The organism is Pseudomonas helleri (assembly GCF_045830615.1).
Classification (GTDB): Bacteria; Pseudomonadota; Gammaproteobacteria; order Pseudomonadales; family Pseudomonadaceae; genus Aquipseudomonas; species Aquipseudomonas helleri.
The window spans coordinates 1,303,977-1,327,683 of sequence record NZ_CP174501.1; the positions used below are offsets into that span (position 1 = coordinate 1,303,977).

Here is a 23,707-nt window from a genome sequence, read left to right on the forward strand (position 1 = left end):
CTACAAATGTTATTCCTTCTGCTTATAGCCTTTAGCCATAAGCTTCACACTTTGCGTGATATGGGCTGTCGGTGTTTGTCGGTATGATGTGCGACCCCGCAGTCTGGATTGCGAATACGCCATGACCTTGCAGTACCCAACTATCGCCGATTGCATCGGTAACACGCCGCTGGTGCGCTTGCAGCGCCTGGCTGGCAACACCACCAATACTTTATTGCTCAAGCTCGAAGGGAATAACCCGGCGGGCTCGGTCAAGGACCGTCCTGCGCTGTCGATGATCACCCGCGCCGAAACGCGTGGGCAGATCCAGCCTGGCGATACCTTGATCGAGGCCACCTCGGGCAATACCGGGATTGCCCTGGCCATGGCCGCAGCGATCAAGGGTTACAAGATGATCCTGATCATGCCGGACAACTCCAGTGCCGAGCGTAAGGCCGGGATGACCGCTTACGGCGCCGAGCTGATTCTGGTCAGCCAGGAAGAGGGCATGGAAGGGGCTCGCGACCTCGCCGACAAGCTGCAGGCCGAAGGCCGTGGCAAGGTCCTCGACCAGTTCGCCAACGGTGACAACCCTGAGGCGCACTACATCAGCACGGGCCCGGAGATCTGGCGTCAGACCCAGGGCACGATCACCCATTTCGTCAGCTCGATGGGCACCACGGGCACCATCATGGGTGTTTCGCGCTACCTCAAAGAGCAAAACCCTAACGTGCAGATCGTCGGTTTGCAGCCGATGGAAGGCGCAGCCATTCCGGGCATTCGCCGCTGGCCGACCGAATACCTGCCGAAAATCTATCAAGCCGAACGGGTTGACCGGATTGTCGACATGGCCCAGCGCGAAGCCGAAGACGTGATGCGTCGTCTGGCCCGCGAAGAAGGCATCTTCTGCGGCGTGTCCTCGGGTGGTGCGGTAGCCGCCATGCTGCGCCTGTCGCAAGAAGTCGAAAACGCCGTGATTGTCGGCATCATCTGCGACCGTGGCGACCGTTACCTGTCGACTGGCCTTTACGATGCGCCCAACTGATGGCTAAGCAAGAGAGAGGCCTGCGCTTCCAGCCCGCTGGCGGCACCAAGGCCCCGCAAGTGCCTACGGGTAAAAAACAGCGTTTGAGTATCGAACGCCTGGCCAACGACGGCCGTGGTATTGCCTTTATTGAAGGGCGCACCTGGTTTGTCTCGGGGGCTTTGGCTGGTGAAGAAGTCGAAGCCCGGGTGCTGGGGGCACACGGCAAAGTGGTCGAGGCGCGCACTGAGCGGGTCTTCACCGCCAGCGCCAGCCGTCGCGAGGCGCCGTGCAAGTTGGCCGGCAAGTGCGGTGGGTGCAGCGTGCAACATCTGCCCCACGACGAACAGCTTGCACTGAAACAGCGCATGCTCGCCGAGCAACTGACCCGCGTGGCCGGTGTCGAGCCCGACGAATGGGCAGCGCCGTTGACCGGGCCAGAATTTGGCTACCGCCGCCGGGCCCGCATCGCGGTGCGCTGGGACGCAAGGGCCAAGCGGCTGGACGTCGGCTTTCGGGCGGCAGGCAGTCAGGACATCGTCGCCATCGACCACTGTTTGGTGCTGGTACAGGCTTTGCAACCTATCATGAGCGGGCTGCCGGCCATGCTGCGCCAATTGAGCAATCCGAAGGCCCTGGGGCATGTCGAGTTGTTCAGCGGTTCGGCGAATGCCGTGTTGCTGCGCCATATGGCGCCGCTCAGCGCTGCTGACTTGCAGGTTTTACAGAATTTTTGCGCCACCCATCATGCCCAGTTGTGGCTACAGGGCGATGGCGAGCCGCAACCGGTCGATTTGACGCAGACCTTGGGCTACCGTTTACAGCAGTGGGACCTGGAACTGGCCTACCGGCCGGGTGACTTTGTTCAGGTCAATGCCGGGGTCAACGAAGCCATGGTTGCGCAAGCGCTGGAATGGCTGGCGCCGCAGGCTGACGAACGGGTTCTTGACTTGTTCTGTGGGCTGGGTAATTTCGCATTACCCTTGGCGCGTCAGGTACGCGAAGTGGTGGCCGTCGAGGGTGTTACGACCATGGTCGAACGCGCCGCGCAAAACGCGGTCAGTAACAAGCTGCATAATGCAGCGTTTTTTCAGGCCGACCTGTCGCAGCCCTTGGTGGATGCAACATGGGCCTCGCAGGGCTTTGCCGCTGTCCTCCTTGACCCGCCGCGTGACGGGGCCTTTGAGGTGGTGCGCAAGCTGTCGGGGCTGGGGGCCAAACGTTTGGTCTATGTGTCGTGCAACCCGGCTACGCTGGCTCGCGACACGGTTGAGTTGATGAAACAGGGGTATCGGTTAAAACGTGCCGGAATCCTCGATATGTTCCCGCAAACCGCGCATGTCGAGGCGATGGCGTTATTTGAAGCAGACTAGGACGGTCTGTCTATTTCGACGGGCCCGCAACCCCATGCCGCTAGACCCTGGAGCATGGGGTTGGGATTCGGGTCGGTATATCGGCGCATCAAACCTGCGCCGTAGGGAAGGTAAGCAAGATGGTACAGGTCAGAGCACACCAGCCGATCAACACTGACGGCAGTCTCAACCTCGAGGCATGGCTTGATCATGCGGTGAGTGTCGATGTGGCGCTGGACCGTGAAGCCTTGAAAGAAGCGTGTGAGTACGCACGTGAGGCGGAACAGCAAGCCAATGCAGCAAAAAACCTGTGGACTGAAGGCGCGTCGAGCTTTCGAACCGGGTTGGAAATTGCTGAAATCCTCGCCGATCTCAAGCTCGATCAAGACTCGCTGGTCGCGGCGATTTTGTATCGCGGCGTACGCGAAGGGCAGATTCAACTGCCTGCGGTCAGCCAGCGCTTCGGCCCGGTGGTCGCCAAGCTGATTGATGGCGTGCTGCGCATGGCCGCGATCAGCGCCAGCCTCAGCCCCCGCCAATCCATGGTGATGGGCTCTCAGGGGCAGGTCGAAAACCTGCGCAAAATGCTTGTGGCGATGGTTGATGACGTGCGCGTTGCACTCATCAAGCTGGCCGAACGTACCTGCGCCATCCGCGAAGTCAAAAGTGCCTCGGACGAGAAGCGCATCCGCGTTGCCCGCGAGGTCTTCGATATTTATGCGCCGCTGGCGCACCGCCTGGGTATCGGCCACATCAAGTGGGAGCTGGAGGACTTGTCCTTCCGCTATCTGGAACCTGAGCAGTACAAACAAATCGCCACCTTGCTGCACGAGCGCCGGCTGGACCGCGAACGCTTTATCAGCGATGTGATGAACCAGTTGCGCACCGAGCTTGAGGCCACCGGGGTGGTTGACGCCGACATCAGCGGCCGGGCCAAACACATCTATTCGATCTGGCGCAAAATGCAGCGCAAGGGTCTGGCTTTCAGCCAGATCTATGACGTGCGCGCCGTGCGCGTGCTGGTCCCGGAAATGCGCGATTGCTACACCGCGCTGGGCATCGTCCACACGCTGTGGCGGCACATCCCCAAAGAGTTTGACGACTACATCGCCAACCCCAAAGAGAACGGCTACCGCTCGTTGCACACGGCGGTGATCGGGCCGGAAGGCAAGGTGCTGGAAGTACAGATCCGTACCCATGCCATGCACGAAGAGGCTGAGCTGGGGGTGTGCGCACACTGGCGCTACAAGGGCACCGACGTTAAAGCCGGGTCCAACCAGTACGAAGAGAAAATCTCGTGGTTGCGCCAGGTACTGGAGTGGCACGAAGAGCTGGGCGACATCGGTGGTCTGGCCGATCAGTTGCGGGTCGATATCGAACCGGATCGGGTCTACATCTTTACCCCGGACGGGCATGCCATCGACCTCCCCAAGGGCGCGACGCCATTGGACTTCGCCTACCGGGTGCACACCGAAATCGGCCATAACTGCCGGGGCGCCAAGATCAATGGGCGCATTGTGCCGCTCAACTACAGCCTGCAAACCGGTGAGCAAGTCGAGATCATCACCAGCAAGCACGGCACGCCGAGCCGCGACTGGCTGAACTCCAACCTGGGGTACGTGACCACCTCGCGGGCGCGGGCGAAGATTGTTCACTGGTTTAAATTGCAGGCCCGTGATCAAAACGTCGCGGCCGGTAAAACCTTGCTTGAGCGTGAGCTGGGCCGCCTGGGCTTGCCTGCGGTGGACTACGAAAAGCTCGCCGACAAAGCCAACATGAAAACCGCCGAGGACATGTTCGCGGCGCTGGGGGCGGGCGATTTGCGTCTGGCCCAGCTCATTAACCTGGCGCAGCAACTGGTCGAGCCGGAACGCGGCAGCGAACAGATCGAGCTGATTCCGCGCAAGGCCCAGGGCTACAAACCGGGCAAGCGCGGCGACATCCAGATCGAAGGCGTGGGCAACCTGCTGACCCAAATGGCTGGCTGCTGCCAGCCGCTGCCGGGCGATGCGATTGTCGGTTACATCACTCAGGGGCGTGGCGTGAGCATTCACCGTCAGGACTGCGCCTCGGTGCTGCAGTTGGGCGGCCGTGAGCCGGAGCGGATCATCCAGGTCAGTTGGGGGCCGATCCCGGTGTCGACGTACCCGGTCGATATAGAAATCCGTGCCTACGACCGTTCGGGCTTGCTGCGCGATGTGTCGCAAGTGCTGCTGAACGAACGCATCAACGTACTGGCGGTCAACACCCGTTCGAACAAAGAGGACAACACCGCGTTGATGTCCCTGACCATCGAGATTCCGGGGCTGGATGCGTTGGGGCGTTTGCTGGGGCGTATTTCGCAACTGCCGAACATCATCGAAACCCGCCGTATCGGACGCAGCGAACCCCGTTGATCTCTTGTAGGAGCGAGCTTGCCTCGCGATCTTTTGACCTTTAAAAGATCGCGAGGCAAGCTCGCTCCTACATCGTTCTGCACAAGGATTAATGATGTACACCCTCGACGACTTGCTAAATCTCATGGCCCGCCTGCGCGACCCGCAGTTCGGCTGCCCGTGGGATATCAAACAAACTTACGCGACGATCGTGCCTTATACCCTCGAAGAAGCTTACGAAGTGGCCGATGCCATTGAGCGCAGCGACTTTGAGCACTTGCAGGGCGAATTGGGCGATTTGCTGTTCCAGGTGGTGTATTACAGCCAGTTGGCCCGCGAAGAAGGGCGCTTTGAGTTTGCCGGGGTGATCGACAGCATTACCCGCAAATTGATCCGCCGCCATCCCCATGTGTTTCCCACCGGCGACCTGTACGCGCCGCTGGACGTGCCGCGCTTGAGCGAAGCGCAGGTCAAGGAGCGTTGGGAAGAAATCAAGGCCGAAGAGCGCGCAGAAAAATCCGCGGCGCCGCAGCAGTTGTCGTTGCTCGATGATGTGCCGGTGGCGCTGCCTGCGTTGTCCCGTGCGGCCAAGTTGCAAAAGCGTGCGGCTCAGGTCGGCTTTGACTGGCCCGGCGCCTTGCCGGTGCTGGACAAGGTGCGTGAAGAGCTGGACGAAGTGCTGGAGGCCATGGCAGATAACGACTCGGCGGCGATCCACGATGAAGTGGGCGACTTGCTGTTTTCGGTGGTGAACCTGGCGCGGCATCTAAAAGTTGACCCGGAAACCGCCTTGCGCGGTGCAAATGCCAAATTTGACCGACGTTTCCGGTTTATCGAGCAGGCATTGCGCGATACCCTGCGTCCCATTGAAGATTGCACCCTTGAAGACCTGGACGCCCTGTGGGGTGAAGCCAAGCGCCAGGAAAAGAATTTGCCCAGCTGCGGCTGAGTTTGCCTAAGTGAGTAAGACAATGAGCATTTCCCTACGCGACCAGTTGCTCAAAGCCGGATTGGTCAACGAGAAGCAGGCCAAGCAGGCCGGTAAAGAAAAGCAAAAGCAGCAGCGTCTGGCCCATAAAGGCCAGATCGAGCTGGATGACACGCAGCAGCGCCTGGCCGCAGAAGCCAAGGCCGAGAAGATCAAGCGTGATCAGGAACTCAATCGTCAGCAGCAAGAAAAGGCCGAGCAAAAAGCCCGCGCTGCACAGATCAAGCAATTGATCGAAGTGTCGCGCCTGCCCAAGCTGAACACTGAGGATTACTACAACTTCGTGGATGACAAGAAGGTCAAGCGCCTGTCGGTCAACACCTTGATGCGCAACAAGCTGGCCAATGGTTCATTGGCGATTGTGCAGCACCAGGGCGGCTACGAAGTGATCCCGCGTGAGGCGGCGCTGAAGATCCAGGAGCGCGACCCGCGCCGTATCGTTCAGTTGAACGTGCTGGTCGAGTCGAAAACGCCGGAAGAAGATGATCCGTACGCGGCGTACCAGATCCCTGACGATCTGATGTGGTAAAAAGTTGAACATGCTGTAGGAGCGAGCTTGCCTCGCGATCTTTTTAAAGATCAAAAGATCGCGAGGCAAGCTCGCTCCTACAAGGTAATAAACAAACCCCGCTTCGGCGGGGTTTGTGTTTTTCAAGACTGTCGTTGCCGTGGTTCAGGCTTTGAGTTTCTGCGCTTCAAGCTTTTCCAGCTCTGCTTTGTAGTTATGAGCGTCGCTCTCGCGATGAAACATGCCAACCAAGATGTTTTCCTGATGAACATCCCACAGGTGTACGCCATGGGCTACAAGCTGGTGGAACATACGTGAATCGTCGCGTTCAGTTACTGTGATAGTCATCTGCTTGCTCCAAATTCTGATAAGGACCTGCGGCAAGACGTCGCAGGACTTCTTTATAGAATTTGTTAGCTTCCTAAGTAAATAGCTAATTGTCGCTCTGTCATCTTGGAAAAAAGCGCAAAACGCTGCAGCCCTTGTACGACGCGGTGTTTACGGATTTTGCCAATAGTTTTATGACAAAAGTTTCATGTTCAAGGTCCTGCGAATCACTCCAATCCCCGTAGGCGACAGCGCCCCGTCTACGACGCCGCGCTGTCGCACAGCAAACAGGACAGCGAGTATCTTCAGCATCCCCCAATCGGTTCCCTCTCCTTCGGGAGAGGGCTAGGGTGAGGGTTGCTCTTGATTAGAGAGGCTTTTATGTACATATCCGTTGCTGCAGCAATGGATATGTACCCAAGAATCCCGAGGTGGATGGTTTTACGGCTGCACGCAGCCGTTCGCAGCCTTCGTACCTCGTCAGCGACTACAGTGGCCTGTTTGTTGTGCGGACCAAAAACGAAAAAACCTCGCCGGAGCGAGGTTTTCTTGAAGCGTGCTGCTTAAGGCATGTCGCGCCTCAGCTGCCTTTGACGGCTTTGCCGTCCACCGTGCCGTCTTGCAGCATGATGTTGTATTCCTTGCCGTCTTTTTCAACCTGACGCAGTTTGACCAGCAAACCGTCCCAGCTCTTGGCGAACCACATTTCGGTGATGCGCTTGTTCTGGTTCTGGTCCAGTGTCGGGTCGCGTACGCGCTCAACCTTGATGGCGTCTACCTTGCCCGCCTTGGTTTCGACCACTTCCGGGCCTATGACGCGAAAGTCGTAGGTGTCTACGCCATCTTCGTCAACGACCTGGTAGCTCATGCTCTTTTTGCCCGCCACGACATCGCGCTGCAACGCCAGCTGGTAAGTCGACTTGTCGAGCATGCCGCTGAGCAATGTCACCTTGACCGGGTCTTTGTTAAACGTGCCGGTGACCATGTTGGTGGTCCAGTCAAAGTCCAGGTTTATGTTCTTGGCTTTGCCCAGGCCGCCACGTTCAAAACGGTAGGACTGAGGGATCAGGCTGTCGTTCTTGAACGCGAAGGTGCTGGATTCCGACAGGCTGGCGATCATCATCGAGGCCTTGAAGTTCAAGGTCCAGGTGCCGTTGTCATTCTTGACCAGACTGCGCTCGGCAGAACCGCTCATGGGTAACTGTTTCCAGTCGGCCGTGTAGCTGGCCTGGAAAGGATGAAGTTCAGCCGCTTGCACTGCTGGGACAGCCAGCAGGCTCAAGGCGAGGAGCAGGGCACGACGCATAATGTCTCCTAGGTTCGTATCAAGTGGCCGCTGGCCGCGAGTAATTGACCGTCTAATAATGCGCCTTGCTCGTCAAGTGACAAGCGACCTTCGGCAAACCAGCGCACTGCAAGCGGGTAAATCCGGTGCTCCTGGGCGTGAACCCGTTGCGCCAGACTGTGCGGCGAGTCATCGGACTCTACCGCAATGATTGCTTGTACGACCAGAGGCCCGCCATCGAGTTCCTCGGTGACAAAGTGCACGCTGCAGCCATGCTCGCTGTCACCGGCTTCCAGCGCACGCTGATGCGTGTGCAGACCTTTGTATTTGGGCAGCAGGGAAGGGTGGATGTTGAGCAGACGGCCCTGATAGTGACGCACGAAGCCTGCGCTGAGGATGCGCATGAATCCGGCCAGGACTACCAGTTGCGGGTTGAACGTATCAATGACTTCGATCAGTGCAGCATCGAAGGCCTCGCGGCCCTCGAATGCTGTGTGATCCAGTACGCGGGTGTCGATACCCGCGTCTTTGGCGCGTTGCAGGCCGTAGGCGTCTGCGCGGTTGGAGATCACCGCGCGGATTCTGGCCGGGCTGTCCTTGACCGCACAGCTGTCGATCAAGGCTTGCAAGTTGCTGCCGGTGCCGGAAAGCAGCACCACTACATCACAGGTATCGGGCATTAGTGCGCCTTGAGGTTTTGCAGCTCAACTTGCGGCGCGCCTTCGGCGGCCGTGGCGATGTGGCCGATCACCCAAGGTTGCTCGCCCGCTTCACGCAGTACGTTCAGCGCGGTGTCAACGTCAGCCTGAGCCACGCAGATCACCATGCCCACGCCGCAGTTCAGCACGCGGTGCATTTCGGTTTCGTTCACGTTGCCTTTTTCTTGCAGCCAGTTGAAGACTGCAGGGCGCTGCCAGCTGGCCACGTCAACCACCGCTTGAGCGCCTTTTGGCAGCACGCGCGGGATGTTGTCGAGCAGGCCGCCACCGGTGATGTGGGCCATGGCTTTAACTACGCCGGTGTCCTTGATCAGCTTGAGCAACGGCTTGACGTAGATACGGGTCGGCGCCATCAGCAGGTCGGTCAGCGGCTGGCCGTCGAGCTGGGTGTTTTCGATGTCGGCACCGGACACTTCGATGATTTTGCGGATCAGCGAGTAACCGTTGGAGTGCGGGCCCGAAGAAGGCAGGGCGAGCAGGGCGTCACCGGTGGCCACTTTGGAACCGTCGATGATCTCGGCTTTCTCCACCACGCCAACGCAGAAGCCGGCCAGGTCGTAGTCTTCGCCTTCGTACATGCCAGGCATTTCTGCGGTTTCGCCGCCTACCAGCGAGCAACCGGACAATTCGCAGCCAGCGCCGATACCGGTAACCACTTGGGTTGCGGTTTCTACGTTGAGCTTGCCGGTGGCGTAGTAGTCGAGGAAGAACAGAGGCTCTGCGCCGCACACGATCAAGTCGTTAACGCACATGGCGACCAGGTCGATGCCGATGCTGTCGTGCTTGTTCAGGTTCAGCGCCAGACGCAGCTTGGTGCCCACACCGTCGGTGCCGGAAACCAGAACAGGTTGCTTGTAACCGGCCGGGATTTCGCAGAGGGCGCCAAAACCGCCGAGGCCGCCCATCACTTCAGGGCGCGCAGTGCGCTTGGCTACGCTCTTGATGCGTTCGACCAATGCTTCACCGGCGTCGATGTCTACACCGGCGTCCTTGTAGCTCAGGGAGGGTTGCTTGCTCATAATCCAGGCCTTTAGGGGGGATTCGGGGGTATCGACCGATCTCAGCGGGCCTGCTTGCAAGTGCTCAGGGTTTGAAACAGAGCATTTGCAGAGTGCCCGGCTGTCGCCGGTCTGCGAAGGCGCGCGATTTTATCAGGCTTGAAGGGCAGCGGCCATCCTCGGGCCGACAGGCAGGGTTATATCTGTCGAAAAAAACCTTTTTTAGTCGTACTGGCTGCTTGGCGCGACGCTGTATAAGGTATATCCGCTAAATTCTGATTTTTTATGACCGTGTGAAATCTGCGAGCTGCACCTGAATGATTTGGCTGCGCGCCTGTCTGAGGTGTTATCGAGTGTGTTTATACGGCCTTTTAATGCCCTTTTTTGCCGTTGGGAATCTTTCATGCGTTTTCATCAATTAATAGCTGTGGGCTGTTTGTCTTTTTTCAGCCTGGCGAGTCATGCCGAAATCCTGACGGGCCTGTATCAAGTGCGTGAGCCGGTCACCAGTCAGTCGCCTGATGAGCGCGCGCAAGCCACGCAAAAAGCCCTGGAAACCCTGGTGTTGCGCCTGACGGGGGACGCCAAGGCGGTGCAGAACCCGGCGCTTGAGCCTATTCGCAAAGACCCTCAGCAAATCATCAGCCAGTACGGCTATGACGCAGGCCCACCAGAATCCCTGCAAGTGGATTTCGACCCGGTGAGCACCGACCGCGCCTTGCGCCAGGCCGGATTGTCACTGTGGGGCAGCAACCGCCCGGCCTTGTTGGGTTGGTGGCTGAACGATTCGGTAGACGGCTCCAGCCTGGTGGGTGACGGTCAATCCGTTGCTGAACCGTTGCGCCGCGCCGCCCAACACCGTGGTTTGCCGCTGCGTTTGCCGCTGGCTGACTTGAGTGAGCAGTTGGTGGGTACTGCCGAAAACCTTGAAGGCTCTAATCCGGCGCCGCTGAAAGAGGCGTCCGAGCGTTACGGCGCAGACGCTTTGTTGGCCGTGCATGCCCATGAAGACAGCGGCCAATGGCAGGCCAAATGGCGCCTGTGGATCGGCGATCAACAAGAGCAAGGCAGTGCAACCGGCGCTGATCAGGCGGCCCTGGCGGATGACGTAATGCTGCAAGTCAGCCAGCGTCTGGCTCCGCGCTACGCCGTCAAGCCGGGCGTGTCGACCGATCAGTTACTTGAAGTACAGGGCATGACCCTGGAGCGCTATGCTCAGTTGAGTCGCTTGCTTGAACCGTTTGGTGGCCAACTGGTGAGCGTCGACGGCAACCGTATCGTTTATCAGGTCAACGGCAGTGCTGAACAATTGCGTTCGCAGTTGGCGTTGGCGCAAATGCATGAAGTGCCTGCAGATCAGGCGTCGGCTACACCTCAGGCGGCGCAGTTGCGCTTTAGCTGGTAGGTTTTTCTCTTCTATATATAAGGACAGGCATTTATGCGGGATTCGCGACGGTGGGTTTGGTGGGGTGTAGCGCTGGCCGCGGTGCTATTCGTGTATTTCTTGCACGCGATACTGACGCCTTTTCTGATTGCGATCGTTCTTGCTTACATGTTCGACCCGGTGGTTGATCGCCTCGAAAAAATCGGCCTGTCCAGAACCTGGGGCACGATCACGGTCTTTACCCTGTTCACGGTCATTCTGGTGACGTTGCTGGTGGTGCTGGTGCCGATGCTGGCCAAGCAGTTGGTCAAGCTTTATCAGTTGGCGCCACAGGTACTGGACTGGTTGCAGAATACCGCCTTGCCATGGGTGCAAACCCGTTTTGGTCTGGGTGATGGCTTCTGGAACTTCAACAAGATCAAAGCCACGATTACCGAGCACATGGGGCAGGCCGGGGATATCGCCGGGGTGGTGCTGTCACAGGCGACCGCTTCAAGCCTGGCGCTGTTTGGCTTTTTGGCGAATCTGGTGCTGATTCCAGTGGTGGCCTTTTACTTGCTGCGTGACTGGGATGTCTTGCTGTCCAAGATTCGTGGCCTGCTGCCGCGCGATCGCGAAGAGCGGATCGTGTCGCTGGCCAAGGAATGTCACGACGTACTCGGCGCTTTTGTTCGTGGGCAGCTCTTGGTGATGGTCGCTTTGGGCATCATCTATTCGGCTGGCTTGATGCTGCTGGGCCTGGAACTGGGGCTGTTGATCGGTTTGATGGCCGGCCTAGCGGCTATCGTGCCGTACATGGGCTTTATCATCGGCATCGGCGCCGCGTTGATTGCGGGCCTGTTCCAGTTTGGCGGTGACCTGTACCCGATGCTGGGGATTGTCGCGGTGTTTATGGTCGGGCAGGCGCTGGAAGGCATGGTCTTGACCCCGCTGTTGGTGGGCGATCGCATCGGCCTGCACCCTGTGGCGGTGATCTTTGCGATTCTGGCGGGCGGTGAGCTGTTTGGCTTTACCGGCGTACTGCTGGCCTTGCCGGTCGCGGCCGTGATCATGGTGCTGGTGCGCCATATGCACGATTTGTACAAACATTCGCAGGCCTACAAAGGTGATGAAGAACCTGAGTTGTAGGTGGGTGATCGATTGAATAAGAGGCCGGTTCATGTGGCGATGAACCGGCCTTTTTTATGGCCGGGCGCGAGCTTGTCTGTCAGAAAAACTTGATTCAATCCAATGCGTTAACGCAAACCTTTGATTTTGCTCGTGGTCTGTTACATTGTGCGCCCGGCTACACGGGTATAAACTTTGCAAACTTTACACAGAGGCCACTAACGGTTCGTTTGAACTGTTCAGTCAGCATGAAACCGATTCAGCTGCCCCTAGGTGTGCGTCTGCGAGATGACGCTACCTTCATCAATTACTATCCAGGCGCCAATGCCGCTGCACTCGGCTACGTCGAACGTCTGTGCGAAGCCGACGCCGGGTGGACAGAAAGCCTGATTTATCTGTGGGGCAAACACGGGGTAGGGCGTACGCATTTGTTGCAGGCCGCATGCTTGCGTTTCGAGCAACTGGGTGAGCCTGCGGTGTATTTGCCGTTGGCGGAGTTGCTGGATCGCGGTATCGAGATCCTCGACAACCTTGAGCAATACGAGCTGGTGTGTCTGGACGACCTGCAGGCCGTGGCCGGTCGGGCTGATTGGGAAGAAGCGCTGTTTCACCTGTTCAATCGCCTGCGTGACAGCGGTCGACGCTTGCTGATAGCCGCCTCGGCCTCGCCACGTGAATTGCCGATCAAACTGGCCGACCTTAAATCACGCCTCACCCTGGCGCTGATTTTTCAAATGCGCCCCTTGTCTGATGAAGACAAGCTGCGTGCCTTGCAGTTACGCGCCTCGCGCCGTGGCCTGCACCTGACCGACGAAGTCGGGCATTTCATCCTCACGCGCGGCACACGCAGCATGAGCGCGCTGTTTGAATTGCTTGAGCGCCTCGATCAGGCCTCGTTGCAGGCCCAACGCAAGCTGACCATTCCCTTCTTGAAAGAAACCCTCGGCTGGTAAATACCCGCTATCCCCTTTTTATGCAGGAACGAGCTTGTCTCGCGATCTTTTGCTGTAAAAGCGCATTCCTACAAGGTTTAGGCAGTATTCAGGCGCCAGAAAACCTGCGTGTCAGACGGGCGTCTACGCAAAATCGATTGTCAGGGGTGTAAAACCTTAGATGTCACGTGAAATCGACTAAGTCACATTTTATTCGATTGAATTTGCAAATGAGGATCATAGAGGGCATAGTCGCGGTAACTTTTCCTACAGCCACGGTCGTGCCCATGCTAAAGCGCTTCGCACCCCTCGTGCCTCTCGCACTCGTTACCCTGCTTTTCGGCTGCGCTGCTCACTCGCCAGTGTCCCAGCAAGTTGTCGATTCACAGGTTCAAAAGTCATCTTCGTCGCAGTCTTCCGCTCTTTATCAGGAAGAACTGGCCACTGAAAAAGAACTGGCTCAATTTTCCGAAAACAGCAAGCCTTACGAACTGCCGGCCCTGGCTGACAGCATTCTTGAGCGCGGAATGTCCTTGATCGGTACCCGTTACCGTTTTGGCGGCACCTCTGAAGCTGGTTTCGATTGCAGTGGCTTTATCGGCTATCTGTTCAAAGAGGAAGCGGGCATGCAATTGCCGCGCTCCACCCGCGAAATGATCAACGTAAATGCACCGTTGGTCGCGCGAAACAACCTTAAACCGGGTGACCTGCTGTTCTTCAGCACCAACGGTCGCGGACGTGTCAGCCACGCTGGCATTTACCTGGGCGATGACCAGTTTATTCACTCCAGCAGCCGCCGCAGCGGTGGTGTAAGGATTGATAGCTTGGGCGACACCTACTGGAACAAGACCTTTATTGAAGCCAAGCGTGCTTTGGCCATGGCGCCAACCAGCGTAGTGGCCCGCAAGTAAAGTTAAAGTGTTACTTGAAGTTTGACTTCTAAGCGCTAGAATTCAGTCGCAATGTTAAATTCCTGAAGCCGCGAAGGTATCCCCTGTCGCGGCTTCGGGTTTCGCGGCTCAGTAGCCGTATCCAGAATCAGGAACGTTCTGTTTATGTTGACCCTGGCCCGCGTTGCCCTCATCACATTCGCCGCACTGCTCAGTGCCTGCGCAAACCGTCCTGTACCTGCTCCCGTTGAAGTCAAACCGGTTGTGTCGTCGAGTCCGATCGACGATGGTTCGCCGCTGGCGGCAGACGTATTGTTTCGTGCGTTGGGCCTGGTGGGCACGCCGTATCGCTGGGGCGGCAATACACCGGACTCAGGTTTTGATTGCAGCGGTCTGATCAAGTACGTCTACAACGACATGGCGGGTATTTCGTTGCCGCGTACCACCCGCGAAATGATCGTGATGCGTGGGCAGAATGTTGGCAAAGACCAGTTGCAAACCGGCGACCTGTTGTTCTTCGCCACCAGTGGCGGCACTCAGGTCAGCCACGCCGGTATCTACGTGGGTGAAGGTCGCTTCGTGCATGCGCCTGCCACGGGCGGCACGGTCAAGCTGGACAGCCTCAGCAAAGCCTATTGGCAAAAAGCCTACCTGAACGCCAAGCGCGTCTTGCCAACCGAGCAGCATTTGGCGCGGTTGCCTTAACTCACCGTTCAAGCGCCCCTCACCCCAACCCTCTCCCTGTATGGACCGGGGACATAGCGAACACTTTGTTCGGAGACATAGCGAACAGTTAACGAAGCTTTTTCCCTGATATTACAACCCCGGTCACTCTGTCAATTTGCGCAATACGATGGCTTCCCCAGAAGACATCGTATTGCCCATCTTCAATACCCTCTTGTACACCTACACGCTCGCCTTTAAAGCCTTTACCGAGCCTCCAGGGCTGACCCTGCCAGTAGATCTCACCTTTAGCCTGCACCTTTCGCACATGAAGCTCAGCACCGTACTCGATGGCAGGTAGCACCTCCTGATACTCCCGTGCGCTGGGCGTATAGCGAGACGCTGGTACCTGCATGCCTATGCCACCGTGCGGGCGCTCGTAGTTGTAGATCTTGCGCCATTCATCCAGCGTGAACTGCGCGCTGGGCAGGTCAATCAGACACAAGCCCTTAAAAACCTCCCTGATCATGCTGCGATGCTGTCTTTCCAGCTTGCCCTGCGTTTGAGGGTGGTAGGGGCGTGAGTGGCTCACCCTTACGCCCTGACGCATGATCCAGATTTCCAGCCCTGTATACGCATCAGGCTCGTCGCCCCACGGCGCCCCGTTGTCCATCGTCATGCGCTCAGGTAGCCCGTAATGGCGAAACGCATTGATCAAATGGGCCTGTACGGTACTGCGCTGCTCGTTGCCACAGGCGGCGATAGTTAAAAAGAAACGCGAGTGGTCATCCAGAAGTGTCAATGGATGGCAGCGACCCGTACGCATGGGCACATGGCCTTTAAAGTCCATTTGCCACAGATCATTGGGCTGCTCGTGTTCAAATCTGATGAATGGTTTGACTAGACCTGCATGAGGGTCGATGCGCTCATTACGCTTGAGAATGGCATGAACCGTACTGGCTGCAGGCATGTTGTTGCCGCGCCGCTCAAGGCATCCCTTGATCTTGCGCGCCCCCCAGCCGGTGTGCTCGATATTAAGCGCCAGTATCTGCTTCTCAGACTCGTGAGCAGTTCGATTAGGCGAACTGTGGGGTCGACGGGACCGATTTATCAGCCCGTCTTTACCCTCACATTGGAAACGCTTGAGCCATTTATAAGCAGTGGTGCGGCCGATATTGAAGTGCTCGCACAATGCTTTGATGTTAGCGCCCTCAGCCAAAGCCAAGGCGACGAATTCGAGACGAAGATCCACTGCGGACACCTCTTTCCAGGACACATCACACCTCCTAAGGGGTCAATGTGTCCTATTAAAAGTGTTCGCGATGTCTCCGAACATTGTGTTCGCTATGTCCCCGGTCCATACACTCCCGAGGGAGAGGGAACCGATTTGTGTCTTTCACAACACGTGGGTTCGCCTCGATAAAGTGGGGTGAGGGTATTTAAAGGTTTACTCCCCCGACACCCGCCACACTTTGTTGCCGACATCATCGGCCACCAGCAAGTCCCCCTGTTTATCAATGACGACCCCCACCGGGCGGCCCATGGCTTTTTCATCGGAGTTGAGGAAGCCGGTCAGCACGTCAATCGGCATGCCGTCAGGCTTGCCATCGGCAAACGGGACGAAGATCACTTTGTAGCCACTGTGCGGTTTGCGGTTCCATGAGCCGTGCTGGCCGATAAATACGCCGTCGGTGAAGTTCGGCAGTGTGCTGTTTTGCGCGAAGGCCAGGCCCAGCGAGGCAGTGTGCGGGCCGACGGCATAGTCCGGGGCAATGGCTTTGGCCACCAGCTCGGTGTTTTGCGGGTTGACCCGCACGTCGACGTGCTGCCCGTAGTAGCTGTAGGGCCAGCCATAGAAGCCGCCGTCTTGCACCGAGGTGATGTAGTCGGGCACCAGATCACTGCCGATTTCGTCGCGCTCGTTCACAGCGGTCCACAGTTTGCCGGTCTTGGGTTCCCAGTCCATGCCGTTGGGGTTACGCAGCCCGGAGGCAAAAATGCGGTGGCTGCCGGTGGCCGGGTCGACTTCCCAGATCGCCGCGCGGCCTTCTTCGATGTCCATGCCGTTTTCGCCGACGTTACTGTTCGAGCCGACACTCACGTAGAGTTTTTTGCCGTCAGGGCTGGCGATGACGTTTTTCGTCCAGTGGTGGTTCAGGCCGCTGGGCAAGTCAATGACCTTGGTCGGCTGCGCGCTGATGGAGGTTTCGCCCGGTTGATACGGGAAGCGCAGCAGCTTGTCGGCATCCGCCACGTACAGGTCGTTGCCCACCAGGGTCATGCCGAAGGGCGAATTCAGGTTTTCTAGAAACACTGTGCGGGTGTCGGCTTTGCCATCGTGGTTGGTGTCGCGCAACAAAGTGATGCGGTTGGCGCTCGGCACACCTGCACCGGCGCGGCCCATGACCTTGCTGGCGATCCACTCGCGCAGCCCCTGGCTACCATCCGGCTTGGCCGGTGCATTGCTTTCGGCCACCAGCACATCGCCATTGGGCAATACATAGAGCCAGCGCGGGTGGTCGAGCCCTTCGGCAAATGCCTGCACCTGCAAACCTTGTGCGGCAACCGGCTTGGTGCCTTGCGCCCAGCCCACCGCCGGGGCGATGTTGACGGTGGGGATCAGCGTTTTGTTCGGTGCCGGCAGAGTAGGCGTGGGGCCTGTGCCGTCGGTAACTTGCAGGGTCGAGCTTTCACCGCAGGCGGCCAACCCTGCCGCTAAAACGATGACAACAGCGTGCTGGCGCTTGAGCATATGGATCTCCATGAAAACAGTGGGCGTGTAGTCATAGAGAAGCGTAGCCGTTCAAAGGTTCAGGCTGACGGGTTTGTTTGCTGCGCAGCCCGGCACCTTTAATTGACGCTCCACCCCCAACCCTCTAACCTTCGCGGCGTGTTTCAGGTGCTCTGCAACCCAAGGTTGGCAGAGTGAAACAGGGAAGCCGGTGAGGGCGCGTTTGACCCACACAACCGCTTTGATCCCGGCGCTGCCCCCGCAACGGTAAATGAGTCAACATCACGCTCAATGCCACTGTGTTCATTGCACGGGAAGGCGCGTGGCCCGGTGCTGTTCCTTATTCAGGAACGCCCACTCATGAGCCCGGAGACCGGCCTGATCCATCCAGCACCCTTGCGGCGGGCGAAGGTGTGTCGATTGTTAACGAATTCCCCCGCCTCCCGTTTGCATTTTTTAGCCCCAACGGAGAGCTGCCATGAATGAATCCCCCGAGCGCGACGAACGTCACCTGGCGCGCATGCAACGCAAAAAAGCGATTATGGACGAACGCATTGCCAGCGCTCCCAATGAGTGCGGCCTGCTGCTGGTGTTGACCGGCAACGGCAAAGGCAAGAGCAGTTCGGCTTTCGGCATGTTGGCCCGGGCCATGGGCCACGGCATGCAGTGCGGCGTGGTGCAGTTCATCAAGGGGCGTAACAGCACCGGCGAAGAGATTTTTTTCCGTCGCTTCCCTGAACAAGTGCGCTATCACGTGATGGGCGAAGGTTTTACCTGGGAAACTCAGGACCGCCAGCGTGACATCGCCGCCGCTGAAGCCGCCTGGCAAGTGTCCCGCGAGATGCTGCGCGACCCGGCCATTGGCTTGGTGGTGCTGGATGAATTGAACATTGCGCTCAAGCACGGCTATCTCGATCTGGAGCAAGTGCTGAGCGACTTGCAAGCCCGCCCGCCGATGCAGCATGTGCTGGTCACCGGGCGCGGCGCTAAACCTGAACTGATTGACCTGGCCGATACCGTGACTGAAATGGGCGTGATCAAACATGCCTTCCAGGCCGGTATCAAAGCCCAGAAAGGCATTGAATTGTGAGTGTTGAAGCATGAGAGAGTCGCGTCATTGCCCGGCGGTGTTGATCGCCGCACCGGCCTCCGGTCAGGGCAAGACCACCGTCACCGCCGCCTTGGCCCGATTGCACCGCAATCAGGGGCGTAAGGTGCGGGTCTTTAAATGTGGCCCCGATTTTCTTGACCCCATGATCCTCGAGCGCGCCAGCGGTGCGCCGGTGTATCAGGTCGACTTGTGGATGGTCGGCGCCGACGAAAGCCGGCGCTTGCTCTGGGAAGCGGCGGGTGAATCGGACCTGATCCTTATCGAAGGGGTCATGGGCCTGTTCGATGGCACGCCGTCCAGCGCCGATTTGGCCCGCCATTTTGGCGTGCCGGTATTGGGCGTGATTGACGGTACGGCCATGGCCCAGACGTTTGGCGCATTGGCCCTGGGGCTGGCGCGCTATCAGCCGGACCTGCCGTTTGCCGGGGTGTTGGCCAACCGGGTGGGCACTGTGCGCCACGCGCAGTTGCTGGAAGGCAGCTTGACCGAAGGCTTGCGCTGGTACGGCGCGTTGTCCCGCGAAACCGGGATCGAGTTGCCCAGCCGTCATTTGGGTCTGGTGCAAGCCAGCGAGTTGAATGACCTCGATATGCGTCTGGACGCCGCCGCCAATGCCTTGGCCAGCACCTGCGAGGTAGCGCTGCCACCGCCGGTGGAATTCGCCGCGCCTGAGCCGGTGGCCATTGAGCCGTTGCTGGCCGGTGTGCGGATTGCCGTGGCGCGCGATGAAGCGTTTGCCTTTACCTATGGCGCGAGCCTGGCACTGCTGCGCGACATGGGCGCTGAACTGGTGTTTTTCTCGCCGATTCGCGACACCCAACTGCCGCAGGCCGACAGTGTGTATTTGCCCGGTGGTTACCCGGAACTCCATCACCAGGCCCTTGCGCGCAATACCTCGATGCTTGAAGCGATCCGTGCCCACCATCACGCGGGCAAACCGCTGTTGGCCGAGTGCGGCGGCATGCTTTATCTGCTAGACGCCTTGACCGATGTTGAAGGTCAGCGTGAAGCGCTGGTGGGCTTGCTCAAGGGCGAGGCGACGATGCAAAAGCGCCTGGCTGCGCTGGCCTTGCAAGCCGTCGAAATGCCCGAAGGTCTGCTGCGTGGTCACACTTATCATCACTCGTTGACCAGCACCGAACTTGAGCCCGTTGCGCGGGGGCTTAGCCCCAATGGCGGGCGCGGTGCCGAAGCGGTGTATCGCGAAGGGCGTATGACGGCGTCTTATGTGCACTTTTACTTTCCGTCCAATCCCCAGGCCATTGCCGCGTTGTTCGCGCCGTGCGCTGTGAAGGTGCCATGAGCGACAACGCATTTAGCCCTGAAGAAAAGGCCGCTGTGTACCGCGCCATTGCTGAGCGCCGCGATATGCGCCACTTCAGCGGTGGTGAAGTGGCGCCCGAGTTGTTGGCCCGCTTGCTCGAAGCCGCGCATCAGGCGCCGAGCGTGGGCCTGATGCAGCCGTGGCGGTTTATCCGCATCACCGACCGTGAGCTGCGCGGCAAGATTCAAACCGTGGTCGAAGCCGAGCGGGTACGCACCGCTGAGGCTTTGGGCGAGCGCTCAGACGAGTTCATGACGCTCAAGGTCGAAGGCATTAATGACTGCGCCGAAGTGCTGGTGGCCGCGTTGATGGATGACCGCGAAAAGCACATTTTTGGCCGTCGGACATTGCCGGAAATGGACATGGCGTCGTTGTCCTGTGCGATTCAAAACCTCTGGCTGGCGGCGCGGGTCGAAGGCCTGGGCATGGGCTGGGTGTCGTTGTTCGAACCTCAGGCGCTGGCCGATCTGCTGGGTCTGCCTGCCGGGGCCAAACCGCTGGCGGTGTTGTGCCTGGGGCCGGTCGAGCAGTTTTATCCGGCGCCGATGCTGGTGCTGGAAGGGTGGGCGCAGGCGCGCCCGCTGAGTGAGTTGGTGTACGAGAATTATTGGGGAGTGAAGCCATGAGTGTGGCGTTGTTGTGCGTAGCCGGTGTGGCGTTGGATGCGCTGCTCGGCGAGCCTAAACGCTGGCATCCGCTGGTTGCGTTTGGCCGCATGGCTGACCGTATCGAACAGCGTTTCAATTCCGGTGGCCGAGGCTGGCGCAGCCATGGCGTGACCGCCTGGGTATTGGCGGTGTTGCCGTTGACGATTCTGGCCACGGCCTTGTCATGGCTGCCCTATATCGGTTGGCTGGTGGAGATTCTGGCGCTGTACTGCGCGCTGGGCATGCGCAGCCTCGGTGAGCACGTGCAGCCGGTGGCCGAGTCCTTGCGCGCCAATGATCTGGACGAGGCGCGTACGCGGGTCGGTTATCTGGTCAGCCGGCAAACCAGCGAACTGGATGCAACCGAAGTGGCCCGGGCCGCAACTGAGTCGGTCCTGGAAAACGGCAGTGATGCGGTGTTCGCGGCGCTGTTCTGGTTTGTCGTTGCCGGTGCGCCGGGCGTGGTGCTCTACCGTTTGAGCAATACCCTGGACGCGATGTGGGGTTATCGCAACGAGCGCTTCGAGCGTTTTGGCTGGGCTGCAGCCCGCATCGACGACCTGCTTAATTACATTCCTGCACGGCTGGTGGCACTGACCTACGCCTTGCTCGGTAAAACCCGCTTGGCGTTGACCTGCTGGCGCAAGCAGGCGCCGCAATGGGACAGCCCCAATGCCGGGCCGGTGATGGCGGCCGGCGCCGGTGCGCTGGGAGTTGAGCTGGGTGGCGCAGCGATTTATCACGGTGAAGTGCATGAGCGCCCGCAGTTGGGTGAAGGCGTGCCCGCCGATGCCGATTCGATTGGCCGTGGTTGGCAGTTGGTGCAGCGCGGTGTGTGGCTGTGGTTACTGATCTTGTGCGTGGGGAGTGAGTTCTTTGCTTGAGCATGGTGGACGTTTGCGTCAGGCGGCCCTCGACTACGGCATCGCCGAGTCGCAATGGCTGGACTTGTCCAGTGGCCTCGCGCCCTGGCCTTTTGCAATCCCGGCGATCCCTGAGCGGGCCTGGGCGCGTTTGCCCGAAACCGATGACGGGCTGGAGCAGGCGGCTTGCGAGTATTACGGCGCCCCCCACGTATTGCCGGTGCCGGGTTCGCAATGCGCGATCCAGTTGCTGCCGCGTCTGCGCCGCAGTGGCAAGGTCGGCGTGCTGTCACCGTGCTACGCCGAACATGCCGAATCATGGCGGCGCAATGGCTTCATCGTGCGTGAAGTCCTGGAGCAGGAAGTCGACATCTACCTCGACACCCTCGATGTGCTGGTGGTGGTCAACCCCAACAACCCCACGGGCCTGAGCCTGCCCCCCGAGCGTTTGCTCGACTGGCACGCACGGCTGGCCCAGCGCGGCGGCTGGCTGGTGGTGGACGAAGCCTTTATGGACAACACCCCCGAGTTGAGTCTGGCTGCCGAGAGTGGGCGCAGCGGATTGATTGTGCTGCGTTCGTTCGGCAAGTTTTTCGGCCTGGCCGGGGTGCGGTTGGGCTTTGTGCTGGCGGAGCTTAAATTGCTCAAGCTGCTGGCAGAGCAAGTCGGCCCGTGGGCCGTCAGCGGCCCGACGCGGATTGTCGGCCAGGCGTGCCTGCTCGACACCCAAGGCCATGCCCGGCAGCGAGAGCGCAGTGAGTTGGCCAGTGCCCGCTTGCAGCACTTGCTGGGCCAGCATGACTTGCTCCCGCAGGGCGGCTGCGCCTTGTTCCAGTGGCTGATCACCCCAGAGGCCGAGCAGCTTTACGACTTTATGGCCCGGCGCGGGATTTTGCTGCGCCTGTTTGCCAGCAACAGCAGCGTGCGTTTTGGCCTGCCTGCCGATGAAGCCGACTGGTTGAAGCTGCAAGAGGCTTTGCAGGCTTATAGCCAATCGCGAACCAAGGACGTTTCATGAGCACATTGATGGTGCAGGGCACCACTTCCGATGCGGGCAAAAGCACGCTGGTAACGGCGTTGTGCCGCTGGCTGACCCGCGAGGGCGTGCGCGTGGTGCCGTTCAAGCCGCAGAACATGGCGCTCAACAGTGCCGTGACCGCTGAAGGCGGCGAAATTGGCCGCGCCCAGGCCGTACAGGCGCAGGCCGCCGGTTTGCCGCCGCACACCGATATGAATCCGGTGTTGCTCAAGCCCAACAGCGACACCGGCGCCCAAGTGATCATCCATGGCCGCGCCGTCACTACCATGAACGCGGTGGCGTATCACGACTACAAGGCCATCGCCATGCAAGCGGTGCTGGCTTCGCATCAACGGCTGAGTGCCGCGTACCCGGTGGTCATGGTTGAAGGGGCGGGCTCTCCGGCCGAGATCAACCTGCGCGCCGGTGACATCGCCAACATGGGTTTTGCCGAAGCGGTGGATTGCCCGGTGGTGCTAATTGCCGACATCAATCGGGGCGGCGTTTTCGCGCACTTGGTTGGCACCCTGGAGTTGCTCTCCGAGACAGAGCGGGCACGGGTCAAAGGCTTCATCATCAACCGTTTTCGCGGTGACATTGCCTTGCTGCAACCGGGCCTCGACTGGTTGGAAGAGCGCACCGGCAAACCGGTGATTGGCGTATTGCCCTACGTGCTGGATTTGCACCTTGAGGCCGAAGACGGCATCGACCAGCGCCAGACCGACAAGGTCGAGCACGTGCTCAAAGTGGTGGTGCCGGTATTGCCGCGCATCAGCAACCACACCGACTTCGACCCGCTGCGCTTGCACCCGCAGGTGGATTTGCAGTTTGTCGGGCCGGGGCAGGCGATCCCGCCGGCTGACTTGATCATCCTGCCGGGTTCAAAAAGCGTGCGCAGTGACCTGGCGTATTTGCGCGCCAATGGCTGGGAAACGGCGATCAATCGCCACCTGCGCTACGGCGGCAAGGTGCTGGGTATTTGCGGTGGTTTGCAGATGCTCGGGGAGCAGGTGCATGACCCGTTGGGGCTGGAAGGGGCGCCCGGTTCGAGCGATGGTTTCGGCTTGCTGGGCTTCAGCACTGAACTGGCCGCCGAGAAGCAGCTGCGCAACGTGCGCGGCCATTTGTTGCTGGAAGACGCCGAGGTCAACGGCTACGAAATTCACGCCGGTGTCACCACGGGGGCAGCGCTGGAGCAACCGGCGGTGCGTCTGGATGACGGCCGTTGTGACGGCGCGCAGAGTGCTGACGGGCATATTCTCGGCACGTACCTGCACGGCTTGTTCGAATCGCCTGAGGCCTGCGGCGCGTTACTGCGCTGGGCCGGGTTGCAGAACGTGCAGCACGTCGACTACCACGGCCTGCGCGAGCGCGACATCGAACGCCTGGCCGATCTGGTTGAGAAACACCTGGACACGGCGTACTTGCGCGAGCTTTGCGGTATTTAACTGTAGGCGCGAGCTTGCCTCGCGATCTTTTGAT

At 59.3% G+C, this 23,707-nt stretch carries 22 protein-coding genes and 1 riboswitch; of the genes, 16 read left to right on the top strand and 6 right to left on the bottom strand.

What is annotated here, in order from left to right; genetic code table 11:
- The first annotated feature begins 121 nt into the window (after window positions 1-121).
- From cysM to ACJJU9_RS06040, 5 genes are all read left to right on the top strand, one after another.
- The gene (gene cysM, locus ACJJU9_RS06020; protein WP_407730253.1) at window positions 122-1,024 is read left to right on the top strand and encodes a cysteine synthase CysM; all 903 of its coding nucleotides are present in this window, start codon (window positions 122-124) and stop codon (window positions 1,022-1,024) included.
- Window positions 1,024-2,376: a 23S rRNA (uracil(1939)-C(5))-methyltransferase RlmD gene (gene rlmD, locus ACJJU9_RS06025; RefSeq protein ID WP_407730254.1), complete on the top strand. Its 1,353-nt coding sequence runs from the start codon at window positions 1,024-1,026 to the stop codon at window positions 2,374-2,376. The genes cysM and rlmD overlap by 1 nt, the downstream gene beginning before the upstream one ends.
- 119 nt (window positions 2,377-2,495) lie before the next feature.
- Entirely contained in the window at window positions 2,496-4,751 is a 2,256-nt protein-coding gene (gene relA / locus ACJJU9_RS06030) for a GTP diphosphokinase (protein ID WP_048369728.1), read from the top strand.
- A 94-nt stretch (window positions 4,752-4,845) separates the two neighbouring features.
- The gene (gene mazG / locus ACJJU9_RS06035) at window positions 4,846-5,679 is read left to right on the top strand and encodes a nucleoside triphosphate pyrophosphohydrolase (RefSeq protein WP_407730255.1); all 834 of its coding nucleotides are present in this window, start codon (window positions 4,846-4,848) and stop codon (window positions 5,677-5,679) included.
- A gap of 22 nt (window positions 5,680-5,701) precedes the next feature.
- Window positions 5,702-6,247, top strand: a complete 546-nt coding sequence (locus tag ACJJU9_RS06040; RefSeq protein WP_048369732.1) for a DUF2058 domain-containing protein — start codon at window positions 5,702-5,704, stop codon at window positions 6,245-6,247.
- Between the two features lie 144 nt (window positions 6,248-6,391).
- Here ACJJU9_RS06040 and ACJJU9_RS06045 read toward each other — a convergent pair whose 3' ends face one another.
- The 4 genes from ACJJU9_RS06045 to purM all read right to left on the bottom strand — a co-directional run bounded on the left by ACJJU9_RS06045 (window position 6,392) and on the right by purM (window position 9,576).
- A complete protein-coding gene (locus tag ACJJU9_RS06045) occupies window positions 6,392-6,574 on the bottom strand; it encodes a hypothetical protein (RefSeq protein WP_048369733.1) in 183 nt (60 codons plus the stop codon).
- Between the two features lie 559 nt (window positions 6,575-7,133).
- Window positions 7,134-7,859, bottom strand: coding sequence for a DUF3108 domain-containing protein (locus ACJJU9_RS06050; RefSeq protein ID WP_153332475.1), 726 nt, complete (start codon window positions 7,857-7,859; stop codon window positions 7,134-7,136).
- A gap of 8 nt (window positions 7,860-7,867) precedes the next feature.
- Window positions 7,868-8,518, bottom strand: coding sequence for a phosphoribosylglycinamide formyltransferase (purN, locus tag ACJJU9_RS06055; protein WP_407730256.1), 651 nt, complete (start codon window positions 8,516-8,518; stop codon window positions 7,868-7,870).
- Window positions 8,518-9,576: a phosphoribosylformylglycinamidine cyclo-ligase gene (gene purM / locus ACJJU9_RS06060; protein ID WP_048386779.1), complete on the bottom strand. Its 1,059-nt coding sequence runs from the start codon at window positions 9,574-9,576 to the stop codon at window positions 8,518-8,520. The genes purN and purM overlap by 1 nt, the downstream gene beginning before the upstream one ends.
- 382 nt (window positions 9,577-9,958) lie before the next feature.
- Here purM and ACJJU9_RS06065 point away from each other — a divergent pair, with 382 nt between their 5' ends.
- The 5 genes from ACJJU9_RS06065 (at window position 9,959) to ACJJU9_RS06085 (ending at window position 14,573) form a co-directional block, all read left to right on the top strand.
- Window positions 9,959-10,960, top strand: coding sequence for a DUF2066 domain-containing protein (locus ACJJU9_RS06065; protein ID WP_048369741.1), 1,002 nt, complete (start codon window positions 9,959-9,961; stop codon window positions 10,958-10,960).
- A gap of 33 nt (window positions 10,961-10,993) precedes the next feature.
- Window positions 10,994-12,067, top strand: coding sequence for an AI-2E family transporter (locus ACJJU9_RS06070; RefSeq protein WP_048369743.1), 1,074 nt, complete (start codon window positions 10,994-10,996; stop codon window positions 12,065-12,067).
- 227 nt (window positions 12,068-12,294) lie between these two features.
- Window positions 12,295-12,999 (top strand): DnaA regulatory inactivator Hda, encoded by a 705-nt coding sequence (hda, locus tag ACJJU9_RS06075; protein ID WP_048369745.1) that lies wholly within the window; start codon window positions 12,295-12,297, stop codon window positions 12,997-12,999.
- Window positions 13,000-13,265: 266 nt separating this feature from the next.
- Complete coding sequence (locus tag ACJJU9_RS06080) at window positions 13,266-13,889, top strand: C40 family peptidase (protein ID WP_048369747.1); 624 nt, start codon at window positions 13,266-13,268, stop codon at window positions 13,887-13,889.
- Window positions 13,890-14,033: 144 nt separating this feature from the next.
- Window positions 14,034-14,573: a C40 family peptidase gene (locus ACJJU9_RS06085; protein WP_407730257.1), complete on the top strand. Its 540-nt coding sequence runs from the start codon at window positions 14,034-14,036 to the stop codon at window positions 14,571-14,573.
- Between the two features lie 88 nt (window positions 14,574-14,661).
- Here ACJJU9_RS06085 and ACJJU9_RS06090 read toward each other — a convergent pair whose 3' ends face one another.
- Window positions 14,662-15,807, bottom strand: coding sequence for an IS481 family transposase (locus ACJJU9_RS06090; RefSeq protein ID WP_407728679.1), 1,146 nt, complete (start codon window positions 15,805-15,807; stop codon window positions 14,662-14,664).
- 171 nt (window positions 15,808-15,978) lie between these two features.
- Window positions 15,979-17,283 carry a PQQ-dependent sugar dehydrogenase gene (locus ACJJU9_RS06095; RefSeq protein ID WP_407730258.1) on the bottom strand — a complete coding sequence of 435 codons (1,305 nt, stop codon included), beginning with the start codon at window positions 17,281-17,283 and terminating at the stop codon, window positions 15,979-15,981.
- 128 nt (window positions 17,284-17,411) lie between these two features.
- Window positions 17,412-17,659, top strand: a riboswitch (cobalamin riboswitch).
- A gap of 81 nt (window positions 17,660-17,740) precedes the next feature.
- Between ACJJU9_RS06095 and cobO the strand changes: the two genes are divergently transcribed.
- From cobO to ACJJU9_RS06125, 6 genes are read left to right on the top strand one after another with little or no spacing between them, the layout of a single operon-like run.
- Entirely contained in the window at window positions 17,741-18,352 is a 612-nt protein-coding gene (gene cobO, locus ACJJU9_RS06100) for a cob(I)yrinic acid a,c-diamide adenosyltransferase (RefSeq protein ID WP_273219277.1), read from the top strand.
- A 10-nt stretch (window positions 18,353-18,362) separates the two neighbouring features.
- Window positions 18,363-19,676, top strand: a complete 1,314-nt coding sequence (locus ACJJU9_RS06105; RefSeq protein WP_407730259.1) for a cobyrinate a,c-diamide synthase — start codon at window positions 18,363-18,365, stop codon at window positions 19,674-19,676.
- Entirely contained in the window at window positions 19,673-20,323 is a 651-nt protein-coding gene (bluB, locus tag ACJJU9_RS06110; RefSeq protein WP_048369756.1) for a 5,6-dimethylbenzimidazole synthase, read from the top strand. Before ACJJU9_RS06105 ends, bluB begins: the two co-directional genes overlap by 4 nt.
- Window positions 20,320-21,228 carry an adenosylcobinamide-phosphate synthase CbiB gene (gene cbiB / locus ACJJU9_RS06115; protein WP_407730260.1) on the top strand — a complete coding sequence of 303 codons (909 nt, stop codon included), beginning with the start codon at window positions 20,320-20,322 and terminating at the stop codon, window positions 21,226-21,228. Before bluB ends, cbiB begins: the two co-directional genes overlap by 4 nt.
- Window positions 21,221-22,225, top strand: a complete 1,005-nt coding sequence (gene cobD / locus ACJJU9_RS06120) for a threonine-phosphate decarboxylase CobD (RefSeq protein WP_407730960.1) — start codon at window positions 21,221-21,223, stop codon at window positions 22,223-22,225. The genes cbiB and cobD overlap by 8 nt, the downstream gene beginning before the upstream one ends.
- Window positions 22,222-23,673 carry a cobyric acid synthase gene (locus tag ACJJU9_RS06125; protein ID WP_407730261.1) on the top strand — a complete coding sequence of 484 codons (1,452 nt, stop codon included), beginning with the start codon at window positions 22,222-22,224 and terminating at the stop codon, window positions 23,671-23,673. Before cobD ends, ACJJU9_RS06125 begins: the two co-directional genes overlap by 4 nt.
- The last annotated feature ends 34 nt before the right edge of the window (window positions 23,674-23,707 follow it).